This is a genomic window from Staphylococcus sp. EG-SA-2, from assembly GCF_017152085.1.
The window spans coordinates 1-15017 of the sequence record NZ_JACYHC010000631.1 but is presented as its reverse complement, the minus strand read 5'-3'; the positions used below and the strand labels follow the sequence as shown (position 1 = coordinate 15017).

Annotated in this window: 14 protein-coding genes and 1 pseudogene; 1 reads left to right on the top strand and 14 read right to left on the bottom strand. The window is 32.8% G+C overall.

Annotated features, from left to right (window positions below; all coding sequences use genetic code 11):
• The 5 genes and pseudogenes from IDG60_RS11360 to IDG60_RS11340 form a co-directional block, all read right to left on the bottom strand.
• Positions 1-310, bottom strand: a pseudogene (locus IDG60_RS11360) (phosphate acyltransferase PlsX); the annotation flags it as partial.
• Positions 311-314: 4 nt separating this feature from the next.
• The gene (gene fapR, locus IDG60_RS11355) at positions 315-887 is read right to left on the bottom strand and encodes a transcription factor FapR (RefSeq protein ID WP_001548538.1); all 573 of its coding nucleotides are present in this window, start codon (positions 885-887) and stop codon (positions 315-317) included.
• A gap of 202 nt (positions 888-1089) precedes the next feature.
• The gene (gene recG, locus IDG60_RS11350) at positions 1090-3150 is read right to left on the bottom strand and encodes an ATP-dependent DNA helicase RecG (RefSeq protein ID WP_206160708.1); all 2061 of its coding nucleotides are present in this window, start codon (positions 3148-3150) and stop codon (positions 1090-1092) included.
• Between the two features lie 189 nt (positions 3151-3339).
• A complete protein-coding gene (gene fakA / locus IDG60_RS11345) occupies positions 3340-4986 on the bottom strand; it encodes a fatty acid kinase catalytic subunit FakA (RefSeq protein WP_000623903.1) in 1647 nt (548 codons plus the stop codon).
• Between the two features lie 14 nt (positions 4987-5000).
• The gene (locus tag IDG60_RS11340; RefSeq protein WP_000171418.1) at positions 5001-5375 is read right to left on the bottom strand and encodes an Asp23/Gls24 family envelope stress response protein; all 375 of its coding nucleotides are present in this window, start codon (positions 5373-5375) and stop codon (positions 5001-5003) included.
• 442 nt (positions 5376-5817) lie between these two features.
• Here IDG60_RS11340 and rpmB point away from each other — a divergent pair, with 442 nt between their 5' ends.
• Positions 5818-6006, top strand: a complete 189-nt coding sequence (gene rpmB, locus IDG60_RS11335) for a 50S ribosomal protein L28 (protein ID WP_000517908.1) — start codon at positions 5818-5820, stop codon at positions 6004-6006.
• A 380-nt stretch (positions 6007-6386) separates the two neighbouring features.
• Here the strand turns inward: rpmB and IDG60_RS11330 are convergent, their stop codons facing one another.
• From IDG60_RS11330 to IDG60_RS11290, 9 genes are all read right to left on the bottom strand, one after another.
• Positions 6387-7028, bottom strand: coding sequence for a thiamine diphosphokinase (locus IDG60_RS11330; RefSeq protein WP_000547910.1), 642 nt, complete (start codon positions 7026-7028; stop codon positions 6387-6389).
• Between the two features lie 6 nt (positions 7029-7034).
• Positions 7035-7679 carry a ribulose-phosphate 3-epimerase gene (rpe, locus tag IDG60_RS11325; protein WP_000164332.1) on the bottom strand — a complete coding sequence of 215 codons (645 nt, stop codon included), beginning with the start codon at positions 7677-7679 and terminating at the stop codon, positions 7035-7037.
• The gene (rsgA, locus tag IDG60_RS11320) at positions 7680-8555 is read right to left on the bottom strand and encodes a ribosome small subunit-dependent GTPase A (protein WP_000847936.1); all 876 of its coding nucleotides are present in this window, start codon (positions 8553-8555) and stop codon (positions 7680-7682) included.
• A 227-nt stretch (positions 8556-8782) separates the two neighbouring features.
• Positions 8783-10777 carry a serine/threonine protein kinase Stk1 gene (gene pknB, locus IDG60_RS11315; protein ID WP_000579563.1) on the bottom strand — a complete coding sequence of 665 codons (1995 nt, stop codon included), beginning with the start codon at positions 10775-10777 and terminating at the stop codon, positions 8783-8785.
• Positions 10774-11517: a protein-serine/threonine phosphatase Stp1 gene (locus tag IDG60_RS11310; RefSeq protein WP_000888486.1), complete on the bottom strand. Its 744-nt coding sequence runs from the start codon at positions 11515-11517 to the stop codon at positions 10774-10776. The genes pknB and IDG60_RS11310 overlap by 4 nt, the downstream gene beginning before the upstream one ends.
• Positions 11518-11523: 6 nt before the next feature.
• Positions 11524-12618, bottom strand: coding sequence for a dual-specificity RNA methyltransferase RlmN (rlmN, locus tag IDG60_RS11305; RefSeq protein ID WP_000626897.1), 1095 nt, complete (start codon positions 12616-12618; stop codon positions 11524-11526).
• 2 nt (positions 12619-12620) lie between these two features.
• Entirely contained in the window at positions 12621-13928 is a 1308-nt protein-coding gene (rsmB, locus tag IDG60_RS11300) for a 16S rRNA (cytosine(967)-C(5))-methyltransferase RsmB (protein ID WP_000572235.1), read from the bottom strand.
• A complete protein-coding gene (gene fmt, locus IDG60_RS11295; RefSeq protein WP_000161291.1) occupies positions 13925-14860 on the bottom strand; it encodes a methionyl-tRNA formyltransferase in 936 nt (311 codons plus the stop codon). Before fmt ends, rsmB begins: the two co-directional genes overlap by 4 nt.
• Positions 14853-15017, bottom strand: a 165-nt coding sequence (locus IDG60_RS11290; protein WP_206160709.1) for a peptide deformylase, incomplete at its 5' end; no start/stop codon positions are given. The genes fmt and IDG60_RS11290, both read right to left, overlap by 8 nt.

Genomic DNA, 15017 nt, shown 5'->3' with positions numbered 1-15017 from the left:
CTGACATTAAAGCACCAGTATTACCTGCTGACACACATCCATCTGCTTCACCAGATTTCACAGCTTCAGCCATTTTTACCATTGAGCTATCTTTTTTACGTTTAATCGCTCTAACAGGCTCATCTTCCATTTCAATCTTTTCAGAACAATGTCTAAATTCGATTCGTTCATGGTTCAGATTATACTTTTTTTCGTCACCGAAAAGCATAATTTCTAGATTTTTAAAGTCTTCAACAGCCTTTTGTACGGCTTCTAATACGATATCAGGCGCATTGTCGCCACCCATCATATCAATTGCTAATTTAACCATAATTTTATCCTCGCTTATCATAAAACATTTTAAAATTTCCTTTGAAAACTAATGTATGTTTAACATATGACTTTACTTCGACGTAATAATGTTTTGCAGTTTGATTTACAACTCGTGCTTCTGCTCTTACCGTATCATTTAATTTTACTTTTTCAATAAATTGAATGCTACTCTCATGAGTTAAAACTGTTGGTTGCTTAATTAGCGCAACACATAACGAATTTGCCTGAGCAAACAGCACATGACCACGCGCAATTCCAGTTTTATGAAAAACAGAATCCGATGTAATATCTAAAATTGATTGCGCTTTAACATTTGGATTGACTTGAATCAAATCACCAATAAATTCTTGTTCTTCAATAGAACTTATTTGGTCATAATTCTTTTCAGCAACTAATTTAATACGCTTCCTTAATTCTGGTATGTTTAAATAAGTGCGATCTAAACGAATTGTTTGTATACTCACTTGAAATAAGTCGCTTAGTTCATGGTCTGTGATGAAGGGATTGCTATCAATTTGTTGTCTGATTGCTTCTCTACGTTTATCTTTCTTTAGTTTCAACGTCTCACCCCTCATTTTTTAGTACCTAGTCTTAAACATTCCTCACATATCATAACACTTTCTATTTAACCGACTCAACAAATAACTGTATTATTTAGCTATTATTTAGTCGGAAATTTATAAATTGTTAAAATACCACTTTACATTTAAATAGTTCAAGTGTCATATCACTCAATTAACGAAGTGTTGCACTCAAATTGACAAATCAGCATGGTAATTAGTCAAAACTGCGATGTAATAAATTTTCTTCAACAAAATGACGTAAATGTTGATACGTATTTTCAAAGAATACGCCAGATTGAATAAGTTCAGCTGCTTCATCACGAGCAACTTCTAACATACGATAATCTTCAACTAAATTGGCAACTAAGAAATCTGGCAACCCACTTTGTTTAACACCAAAGAAATCTCCAGGACCACGCATTTCTAAGTCTCGTTCACTCAATTCAAATCCATCCGTTGTTTGTGTCATAATTATCATTCTTTCAATTCCTGTTTCTGTTTTAGGGGATGCAATTAAAACACAGTAACTTTGCTGGTCACTTCTACCTACACGACCGCGTAACTGATGTAAAGTTGATAATCCAAAGCGATCCGCATCATAAATCATCATAAAAGTTGCATTCGGTACATTAACACCTACTTCAACAACAGTAGTAGAAACTAAAACATCTATCTCATGATTACTAAACTTTTGCATGACCTCATCTTTTTCATCGGCAGATAACTTACCATGCAATAACCCTACACGGGAAACACCATAATACTGTTGTAAAGACTCGTACAATGCGACAACATTTTGAACATCTTCGAGATGCTCAGAACTTTCTATTAGCGGGCAAATGACATATGCTTGACGACCTTTTTTCAACTCTGAGGTCATTTGCATCAAAACTTTATCGTATTGCTCATGCTTTGCCCAAGTAGTAATGATAGGTTTACGACCTTTTGGTAATTGTTTAATTGAAGACACATCCATCTCACCAAAAACTGATATTGCTAGTGTTCTTGGTATCGGCGTTGCTGTCATAAATAACACATTCGTCATTGCACCTTTTTCTCTTAAAAGCTGGCGTTGATTCACACCAAATCGATGTTGTTCATCTGTAATTACTAAACCAACATTATGGAAAATCACATCATCTTGAATCAAAGCATGGGTTCCAATTAAACAATCAATCGTACCATTTTCAAGTTGTTCTAAAAGTATCTTTCGTTTCTTACCTTTTACTGACCCAGTTAACAATGCAACGTTCATAGAATCTCCAAATAAAGCCATTAAACTTTCAGCATGTTGCTCTGCTAAAATTTCAGTTGGTACCATCAATGCTGATTGATAACCAGCCGTTTTTAACGCATACATACAAATTGCAGCAACTACTGTTTTTCCTGAACCTACATCACCTTGAAGTAATCGATGCATACGTATTGGTGCTTTTAAATCTCTAAAAATTTCATTAACACTGGATTTCTGTGCTTCAGTTAGTTCAAAAGGTAAACGATCAATAAATGATTTAACTTGGTCTAAGTCATAATCAATTTCAATTGCTTCGTCAGATGACTTTTCTAATCTATTTAGCCATTGCATACGTAATTCGAATAAAAACAGTTCAGTAAATGCATAGGTTCTACGAGCACGTAATAAATCCTCTTTACTTTTAGGATGATGTAATGTGTTCAAAGTAAAGTCCAAGGTCTCTAATTTATATTTTTCTCTTAGTTCATCAGTTAACCATTCATGAATTGTCACATCATTTAACGCTTGTCTAATTTGGTCTCGTATTTGCTTTTGTTTAATACCTTCCTTAATACGATAGACTGGTTCTAATTGAACATCTGCGTTTTCTTGAGTTTGTGTCCCTTGTGAATTAAAGAAAACCCTATTACCAGTAATTTCCTGTTTAACTCTATTCCACTTACCTTTAACAGTTATAGTTTGATTTAATTCGATTTTCTTTTTTAAATACGGTTGATTGAAAAAAATACATTTGACAGCAATATTATTTACCATTAAATGAACGGTTAATTTTGATTTATTTCTTCCAAAAAATGCAACTACTGGAGCTGTATATACTTGTCCTTCTATCGTAACGTTAGATTGATCTTCTGCTTGATTCAAATCAATCACTGTATTATCTTCATATCTAGTTGGCAAATAAAGAACAAGATCTTCCACTGTATGAATATTTAGTTGTTGCAATACTTCTATTTTCTTAGGACCTATACCTTTTAATTGTAAAAGAGAATATGGACTTTCTATTAAGTTTACTTTAGCCAAAATAAATCACCTATGTTTTATTTGATTTTACGTATCATTTAGTATGTTATTTATTTTATCATGACTAAGTTGAACATGACATTGTTAGCAACTCGAGAATGATACTTTTAACCCGCAATAACACTAAAATAGCAAAATAAAAAACTACCAACTGATGATTTATCATTGGTAGTTTTTTATTTTAAATTTTTATTCTACTGAAAAGAAATATTGATAAATTGGTTGTCCACCTTCATGAACTTCCACTTCTACATCTGGATATTGCTCTTCGATCCAGTTTATCATGTTATCTGTAACTGCTTGCTCTGCATCTTGACCAATAATCACAGTCAATATTTCACTATCTTCTGCTAACATCTCATTTAACAACTCAGTAACCGTTGTTAATTGATCACTTTGGCTGCTTACAATCTTATCTTCAATCAAGCCCATAAACGCGTCTTTTTTAATCTCAACGCCATCAATTTTCGTATCACGAACAGCGTACGTTAATGAACCAGATTTAACGTTATTTACTGAATCAGCCATTTGCGCTTTATTTTCTTCAAGTGTTGCGTCCACATCATATTGGAATAGTGCGCTTATACCTTGAGGAATAGATTTCGTTGGAATAACAACTGCTTCTGCATCAACAATACTCGCTGCTTGTTCACTTGCCATTAAAATATTTTTATTATTCGGTAAAATAATTGCACGTTTACATTTTGATTGTTCAATGACTTTAACGATATCTTCTGTAGAAGGATTCATCGTTTGTCCACCACTAATGATATGTGTGGCACCCATTGATTTGAATATCTCTGAAATACCTTCACCCATAGAAATAGTAATAATTGCTGTTTCAACCGTTTCCATTTTCGGTTTAGCTGTGTGCTGTTCTTTTCGAATCACTTCACGGTGCTGTTCTCTCATATTTTCAACCTTAAGTTTAATTAATTCACCATATTGTTGACCATAATTAAACACTTTACCTGGGTATTCGGTATGCACGTGAACTTTCACAATTTCTTCATCATTAATGACTAATAAAGAATCACCAAATTGACTCATATCTTGCCTGAATTCTTGTTCATCAAAGGCTTTTTTATTCTTTCCAAAACGAACCATCATTTCAGTACAATAGCCATAAATAATATCTTCAGTATTAATTACACCATGGAAATCATGTTCATCATGTACAAATTCATCTTTATCTATCTTTGCAACTTTGGCTTCAACTTTTTCACCTTTAAGCGCTTTTAAGAATCCTTCGTAAACGCATAACAAACCTTTACCGCCACTATCAACAACACCAACTTCTTTAAGTACAGCTAATAAGTTTGGTGTGTTTTCAAGTGATTCATTGGCTTTTACAATAATGTACTCCATTAATTCTATACAATCTTCAGTATTATTTGCTTTTTCTATTGCAGCTTGCGCAGCATCTTTTGCAACTGTAAGTATTGTACCTTCAACTGGTTTCATAACAGCTTTATATGCCGTTTCAACACCAGCTTGAAAACTTTCAGCTAACAATTTTGAATTAATTTCAGATTCACTTTCAATATTTTTACAAAATCCTCTGAATAATTGTGACAAGATGACACCAGAGTTACCTCTTGCACCCATTAGTAAACCTTTCGAGAATGTTTTACCTAATTCGCCGATATTTTTCGACAAATTATTCTCTACTTCTTCGCGACCTGAAGTCATAGTAAGATTCATATTTGTTCCTGTATCACCATCTGGCACTGGATACACATTCAAAGAATCTACCAAATCTGCATTGTTAGATAAATTTTGTGCCCCTTGTATAATCATATCGGCAAATAATTTACCATTAATTTTGCTAATCATTTCAAGTTGTCCTCCTAAGCTTTCTTGCCTGTATTATTCACACGTACACCTTGTACATATATATTGATTGAATTTACTGATACATTAAGTGATTTTTCCAAAGTATATTTCACTGTTGATTGTACATTATTGGCAACTTCAGATATTTTCACACCATAACTTACAATAATGTACATATCTATATCCACTACGCCATTATTTTCAGTTACTTTGATGCCTTTAGCATAATTTTCATGTCCTAGTATTTCCGCAATACCATCTCTAACTTGTTGTCTAGATGCCATACCTACAATACCATAACATTCAACGGCCTTTCCACCTACAACCGAAGCAATCACTTCGTTTGAAATATCAATTTTACCGTAATCATTTGAAATCTCTAATGTCATATCTTTGTCCCTCCTAAATTTCAAAGTTTATTATTCGTTTTCCCTAATCACTTTTAAAATTTTACCACTTAGTGTAGTCATAAACGCTTTAAGTTTCATTGATTATTTTTATAAAATATCAATGGTACAACTTATCAGAATGACTTACGCTTAAATCACCTATTATATTTTGAGTAAACTGAATTTACACTCATGACGATTATCTATAGGCGTTTTCTTTTAATAGATGTAGTATCATTAAATAAAAATTTTAAATGTTTCATTCACTTATTTCTCTAAAATATCATACTACATAACTTCACAGTCTACAATTATATCACAAAACTCAGTATTTTTGACTTTTATGTGAAAATTATTCATTGTTTTTCAAATGAAACTATGCTATCTTAATTAAGTATATAAGTAGTTATGTGTATTTATATTTATTAAAGGAGGTACTCATATGGGTAAACAATGTTTCGTAACAGGTCGTAAAGCTTCGACTGGTAACAGACGTTCACACGCTTTAAACTCTACTAAACGTAGATGGAACGCTAACCTTCAAAAAGTTAGAATCCTAGTTGACGGTAAACCTAAAAAAGTTTGGGTTTCTGCACGTGCTTTAAAATCTGGTAAAGTAACTAGAGTTTAATAAATATATTGCACATAAAAAATGTGACCTTATGTGGAGGACACATTTACTTAAGAACTAAGAGCTCAACCTCTTAGTTCTTTTTTTGTTACCAAACAATACATAATGGTTCATAGTGAAATTCGAACTATCAATATAATTTGGTTAATACGTTTAATAATGGTTCTCTGTCAAATTGGACTTATGGGTTCAATATCGATTTTGGCACATAAATCAATGTACTAGGACCTACAATTTTCCTTCCAATAATAAATCACGCCATAATCTTCATTAATTACAGCGTGATTCATCTATTATTATGTTATAAATTCTATCTATAAACGTCACTTTATTAAATAACACATGCACTTTATTAAAAATCCTCACAAATTTGAATATACTTAATTTAAATCTGTACTTCTAATTTGCAAAATCAACCCATCATGTACAGTTACTTTCGCTTGCAAAGACTCAATTTCATTTGAAATAGTTAAAGTAGAACCTATATTAAGCATTTGTCTAGCTAAATTATATTTAAAACCTGCTAGAGAAAGTTCTACATCATCAGTCATCGGTATAAATGAAATGTACGGATAACTCTTATCTTTTTCAACTGTATGTTGACCTTTAGGCAATAATTCAATTTTATTTTGTTGATCGATAACTTCTATATGAACATCATGTTTATAATATGCTTTTTTCAATAATAACTGAATTGCCCCAAAAAAGTGATCTAATCGTCCGCCTGTTGCACCATAAATTGTAATACTATCAAATCCAAGTGCAACAGCTTTATCAACCGCTAAAGCTAAATCCGTATCAGCTTTTTCAGCTTGAACTGGTTTGATTTGTAACTGTTCTGTTAGAAGTTGGCGTTCTTCTTTACTGACTGAATCAAAGTCTCCCACTGAGAAAAAAGGGATAATTTGATGCTTCAATAAAATCAAAGCACCTCTATCAACGCCGCCCCATTTACCTTCATTACTTTTGGCCCAAATATCTTGCGGCAAGTGTCGATTAGAACATAATAAATTTATATGCATATACACTCAACCTTTCAATGCTTGTGTGACTTTTTTATAATCTTCTTGTTTAAAGAAAAATGAACCTGTTACTAGCATTGTAGCACCATTTTCAACACAAACTTTCGCTGTATCGGTATTTACGCCTCCATCAACTTCAATATCAAAGTTTAATTGACGTTCCATTTTAATAGCATTAAGACCCGCTATTTTTTCTACGCATTGATCAATAAATGATTGACCACCAAACCCTGGGTTAACTGTCATCACTAATACATAATCAACAATGTCTAAAATAGGTTCAATTTGTGATATTGGTGTACCAGGATTAATTACTACACCAGCTTTTTTATCTAAATGTTTAATCATTTGAATAGCACGATGAATATGAGGCGTTGATTCGACATGAATTGAAATCATATCGGCACCATGTTCTGCAAATGATGCAATATACTTTTCTGGATTTTCAATCATCAAATGTACGTCTATAGGTAATGTTGTGCCTTTTCTTACTGCATCTAATATTGGTAAACCAATAGATATATTAGGCACAAATTGACCATCCATAACATCAAAATGAACTCCGTCGACACCTGCTTCTTCAAGTCGTTTTAATTCATGTTGTAAATCCAAAAAATCAACAGATAATAATGATGGATATAGTTTTGTCATTTAATATCTAACCTTTCTATTTGAAATTTCATTAAATAGTTGTAAATAATGGTCGTATCTAAATTGCGCAATATTCCCTATCTCTAATTGATGCTTAACATTACAATTAGGTTCTTTGATATGATTACAATTCCTAAACTTACATGTTTCACCATATCGATTTAATTCAAGAAAATAATCTTTTATTTCATCTTTATCTATATGATCAAAATCTAAAGCACTGAATCCAGGTGTGTCTGCAATATAACCGTTTTGACGTTCGAATAGTTCGACATGTCTTGTAGTATGCTTTCCTCGATTTAATGATTTTGATATATCATTTGTCTCAAGATTAAGTTCTGGACGATAATGATTTAAGAAAGTGGACTTACCGACACCTGATTGACCACTAAGTACTATAAGTCCAGCTGGCCAAGCTTCTACAATTTTTTTTCGATCATCATCATTTCCAATAAATTCAGTCTCATAGCCAATATTTTCATATATTTTCAACAACTCATTAATTTCGAACTGCTTTTCAATTGGTGTTTTATCTTTTTTAGTCACCAAAACTCTCGCATTTAACTGATACGAATGTGCAATAACTAAAAATCGATCTAATAATTGCGTTGAAAAATTTGGCTCGACAGCACTCATTACAATTACTAGTGTATCTATATTACTTACAGGTGGTCTTTTCAACTCATTTTTCCGCTCAAACACTTGATGAATATAGCCTTCGTTAATGTTTTGTACTTCAAATTCCACTATATCACCAACTACCGGTGAAAATTTTTTCTTTCTAAATAATCCTCGTGGTTTTGTATTGAAACGTTCGCCATTAACGTCTACTTGATATACCCCACTAATTGATTTCACTATTCGACCTGTCTTCAAAATGGCACCTCTCGATTAATTTTACTGCATTTATTATATCAAAGACTGGAAAATTAATATATAAATGATCATTTCAAATGATATAAATATTGTGAGAGTGATACAGAATTGATAGACAATGCTCAACTGTAAATGATGACATTAAGCATTTTAAAACTACCGCAATCTCAACATAAAAATACCGAGACTTCCAAATAGAAACCTCGGTACATTTACTTCAATTATATTTAAATATCATCATAGCTGACTTCTTTTTCAGCTACAGTTTTACCGTCAACTTTAACAATATAACTTGCTGTTTTTCCTTTTTCAATTCTTAAAGGAATGTCTATACGTTGATCACTAGTAATGTCGAAACTACCTTTTTCAGTTGAACCGTCATTATCTTTATCTTTAATATAAACTTTAACTTTTTGTGACTTATCATTTTTACCAGTGTATGGTACATCTACCGATTCAGTTGTCGTTTTGACATCTGATGAGTCACTTTTTTTACCTTTAGAAACAACAAATGAAATCGTTGACCCCTCATCTACTGATTTTCCTTTAGGAGATTGAGAAATCACATCACCCTCATCAATATCGTCACTATACTCTTCCTTACTTTCAACTTTAAACCCTTTTTCTTCTAAGGCTTTTTTAGCTTTGCTAAAGGATTTATGCTCAAAGTCTTCTACATAAACTTGCTTAATGCCTAAAGATTCATATAGTTTAATATTAGAATCATGAATAGCGATTTCAGTATTTGCGGTTACACTTTGATTTGCAATGTATCCTTTTGGCGCTTGATTATTATATACTTTTTCAATCGTAACATCTTTAAGACCTAACGATTTTAATTTCTGCAAGGCTTCCTCCTTAGGTAAACCAATGACATTTGGCATTTTAACCTTTTCAGGGCCTTTTGATATAACAACATCAACACTGTCACCACGTTCAACACGTTCACCTGTATTAGGAGTTGTCTTAATAATTTCATTTTCAGGATATTTATCACTATAACTTCTAGAAATTTTACCCAATTTCAGGTTGTTTTTATTGAATATTTGCTCTGCTTCTTTTACAGATTTCCCGATTACATCAGGTGTCTCTTCGTATTTATTACCAAACATTGCCATTGCCACAAAAGAAACAAGTGCAATCATTAACAACGAAAAGATTAGTGATAAGAGCACAATCTTTCGTGTTGATTTCTTTTTAGGTTTTGGTTCGTACACCGTACCTTCTGGCTTTTGGAATTGCTGATGATGAGCAGGCCCATTTACAATAGGTACTTGCGTCGTTTCACGTTTAGGTTGATTCGACTTATGTTCACTAATATGCTTTGCTAGATCTTCTTTTTTCAAAGGTACCGCTATCGTTTTCATTTTATCGAGTTCATAGACATCTTCATTCGCTCGATTTTCATGTAAAACACTACTCAAATCATCTTTCATTTCTTGAATTGTTTTGTAACGATTCGCTTTGTCTTTTTCTGTAGCGCGTAAAATGACATTACTTAAAGATTGCGGAATATCCTTACGTACATCTGTTGTCACATTTGGCACAGAATCCTGAATATGTTTAATCGCAATGCTAACTGCAGTTTCTCCATTAAAGGGTGGTTCACCAACAAGCATTTCATATAACACAATACCTATAGAATAAATATCTGTACATTCATCCGTTGCCTCACCTTTTGCTTGTTCTGGCGAAAAGTACTGCACAGTACCTAACACATGATTAGTCTGAGTTAAAGACGTCTCACTTAAAGCTTTAGCAATTCCAAAATCAAATATTTTCAACGTTTTATTGCTGTCAATTAATATATTTTGTGGCTTAATATCTCTATGTACAATACGCATATCATGCGCATGTTTAATGCCATCCAATATTTGATTCGTAAAATTAATCGCCGTGTCAACACTTAATGGCCCATGACTTTCAATATACTCAGACAAAGTCGGACCTTCAATATATTCCATTACTAAGTAGTAACAGTCATCTTCTTCATCAACATCGATCATACTTACTATATTTTGATGTGATAGCTGTGATGAGTTATGTACTTCTCGTTCAAAACGTTTTAATGTTTCTTCTTTTTCTCTAGGTGGTATAAAAATCGCCTTAATTGCAACTTTAATGTTAAGTATCGTATCTTCTGCAAGATAAACGGTACTCATGCCACCGCCGCCAAGCTTATCTACAATTTTATATCGTTCATTTATTATTTTACCTATCATACTTTATCACCTTCAATAGCCGCGAGTATGAAAGTAACGTTATCTTTCGAATGGTTATCTAATGCCAATTGCATTAATTGATCACCATGATCTTCTATTGTACCTTCTTTTACTAACAAACGCTTAATTTCATTGTCTTTAACATAATCAGTTAATCCATCTGAATTTAATAATAAATAATCATAAAAATTTAATCGCTTAATAAACAAATCTGGACTCACACGTTTATCTGTGCCCATCACCTTCGTAATAATATTACGTTGTGGATGTGTAAATGCTTCTTCCGGCGTAATTTGACCCGTTAAAACAAGATGATTAACAAATGAGTGATCACTAGTAATTTGTTCAATTTGTCTACTATTAATAACATAGGCTCTAGAATCACCGACATTTGCTATCACAACTGATTTTTCAAAAACAAGTGCACAAACACATGTTGTACCCATACCTTTATATTCTGCATTTTCTTGTGCATAGTGATATAACTGAAAATTTATATCTTTTATATTATTACGCAACCAATTTTCAGCTTGATGTTCTTCTATAAGATTTTCCGCTTCAAAACGGGATTTCAACTCATCTGTAACAAATTTACTTGCAACTTCTCCTGCTTTATGGCCGCCCATACCATCACACAGAACTAAAAGTTGTTGATTAGTTTGATTATAAAAAATACCACCCGCATCTTCATTCTTATCTCTATGTTGTCCAGTATCAGTAAAAAATTGTGCCTCTAGCATTTGTCTTTACCTCGTTTCTACTTGTCGTTCCTTTGCTCTTAATTGACCACAAGCTGCGTCAATATCCGAACCTTGTTCACGACGTATTGTGGCATTAATTCCTAGTCTCTTTAATTCTTTTTCAAATTTAAAGATATCATTTTTAGCCGTTTTCACATAATTTCTTTCTGGAACATGGTTGACAGGAATTAAGTTAACATGGCAGTTTAAGCCTTTTATTAAATGTGCTAATTCTCTTGCATGTTCTAGTTGGTCATTCACACCACCAAACAGACCATATTCAAAAGTAACACGACGATTTGTTTTTTCTTGATAATATTGAATTGCTTCGATTAACTTCTCAACATTATATGCACGGTTAATTGGCATCAAGCGTGATCGCACTTCATCTTTTGCGGCGTGTAAGCTTACAGCAAAATTAATTTGGATATCTTCATCCGCAAAGTCATATATTCTAGGAATGATACCTGATGTTGATACTGTAATGTGACGTGCACCAATATTTAAACTGTTATCATCATTGACGATTCTTAAAAAGTCCATCATTTCATCATAATTTTCAAATGGTTCACCGATACCCATTATGACAATTTGAGATACGCGCTCTTCTGTAGCATCAAGGGCTTTTTGAACTGTTAAAACTTGTGAAACAATTTCGCCAGCTTCAAGGTTTCTTTTTAAGCCGCCAAGTGTAGAAGCACAAAACGTACATCCGATACGACAACCTACTTGTGTCGTTACACATACTGAATTTCCATAATCATGTCTCATTAAAACAGTTTCAATTGTATAGCCATCTTGTAATTCAAATAAGAATTTAATTGTACCGTCTTTACTTTCTTGTTTTACTACAGTTGTTAAAGTTGTAACAGTAAAGTTATCTTTTAAAAGCTGTCGTAAGTCTTTCGATAAGTTCGTCATTTCATCAATCGAATCTACTCTTTTTTGATATAACCATTCAAAAATCTGTTTCGCTCGAAATTTTTGTTGACCTTGTTCAACGAGCCAGTTTTGCATTTCGTCAAATCGCAATGAATATATTGATTGCTTGTCAAAATTTGGAAGAAATTTATTCTTCTTTTTCTTTTCAGCAGTTATCATTCCTAATTGTCCTTTCTTTTTATCTTAGTGATAAAGAATCCATCTGAATTAAAGTCTTGCGGCATGATTTGTAACGTTTTGACCAACTCTCCAGTTATCGGATGTTGAAACGGTTCAAATTCGAAGTTTTTATTATTTTTCAGAAACGTATAAATCACGTTTTCATTTTCTAGTTGCTCAATTGTACATGTTGAATAGATGATTTCGCCACCTATTTTTACATTGTTTTTTACATTTTCCAATATTTCAAGCTGTAATTCAACTAGTGACTCAATATGTTGTTTGCTTTGAGTATACTTAATCTCCGGCTTATGTCTCATTACACCTAATCCGCTACATGGTGCATCAACAAGTATCTTATCGTATGTTTTATCATAAGGTTTTGTCGCATCATGTTGAAAAGCCTTAATATTTGTTAATCGTAATTTTTTTATATTAAAATTAATTAAGTCTATTTTGTGATCATGTATATCTGAAGCGTCAACTTGCCCTTCTGGCATTAAAACTTCAGCAATGTGACAAGCTTTACCGCCAGGTGCACTACATGCATCTAATACGTGATCATGTCGGTCTACATTCATAATGTGTGCAACAAACATTGAGCTTTTATCTTGAATTGAAACGAATCCATCTTTAAATGAACGAGAATGAATAATTGGTTGTCCTCCTATATGGAGACAATAAGGTAAGTCATGATCTTTTTCAACGTCATAACCTTCGTCTTGCAACTTTTCAATAATATCATCTAATGATGCTCGCGTCAGGTTGGCACGCACAGTTGTTGATGTCGTTTCTAAAAATGACTGTAAAATTGTTTCAGTTTCTTCGAGACCATAATGTGTTGCCCAATGATCTATAATCCACTTCGGCATACTATACTCGATTGCCATTCTTTTTTTAGGATCTGCAATTTCATTAAAATCAGGTAAGTCACTACGCATCATTGTACGTAAAATACCATTTACGACATTACCATTATGATAGCCACCGCGTTCTTTTGCTATTTCAACTGCTTCATTAATAATGGCATGATTTGGAACTTTATCTAAATATACATATTGATAAATACTCATCCATAATAATTGCCTAACCCATGCCTTAATCTTTGTTTTCACAAAAGGCTTTAAATAAAAATCTAACGTATATTTTCTTTTAACGGTTCCGTAGACAATTTCTGTAAATAAAGCCTTATCCATTGCATTTAATTCATTTTCTGACAACACTTCATTGATACGCAAGTTACTATACGCACCTTCATTTAATATATCTTGAATCGTGTCAAAAGCAAGACTTCTCACGTTTTCGATCATATAAGTTTCTTCCCTACTAGTGTGTTTTGCGCACCACTTAAATAATTGGCAGCTAACATTCTCTTTTTCCCAGCTAATTGCATATCTTTAATTGCAACAGCTTCATTATCATTTGTAGCAACAATAATGGCTTTTTTAGTCGTTTCTATAATGGTTCCAGGCTCGTTTATCTTATTAGTCTCAACGAGTTCAGCATCGTATATTTTCAAGTTAGTGTCATCCATAGTTGTATAAGCAACTGGCCATGGTGATAATCCACGAATTTGATTAAACACTTGTCTTCCTGGTTTATTCCAGCTAATTCGCTCATCTTCGCGTCGAATATTGGAAGCAAATGTTGCTTGCGTATCATCTTGAGGTACACTTTCATTTGTGCCCTCTATAATAGATGGTAAAGTTTCTTTTAATAAATCTGCCCCTAATACACTTAATTTATCATGCATCGTACCGACATTATCATTTTCTTCTATTTTAATTGCTTGTTGCGAAATAATATTACCCGCATCTAATTTTTTAACCATATACATAATTGTTATGCCGGTTTCTTGTTCACCATCGATAATTGCCTGATGAATTGGTGCACCACCTCTATACTTTGGTAACAATGATGCATGTACATTAATTGCGCCAAGTTTTGGTAATGCCAACAATGATTCAGGTAATAATTGTCCAAAAGCAGCAGTTACAATTAAATCTACATCTAATTGAAGCAATTGTTCTAATTCTTCTGATCCACTTAATTTTTCAGGCTGATATACAGGTAAATCATATTTCATTGCAACTTTTTTAACTGGTGGTGGTGTCATAACACGTTTACGTCCAACAGGTCGATCTGGTTGCGTTACGACTGCAATGACATCATGTTCTGCAATAAGCATTTCTAAAACAGTTGTTGAAAAGTCTGGTGTACCCATAAATATTATTTTAGTCATTTATAAAATATGCCTCCACTTCTTTATCTGTTAAAATACGGTCCGCACGTTCTGTAAAAGGGATACCGTTCATTTGATCTATAATATGCAAAATCATTCTTGCTACATCTTCATGTGCAGTTAGTTCAACTTTGTTCCCATTGACGTCATAACTTTC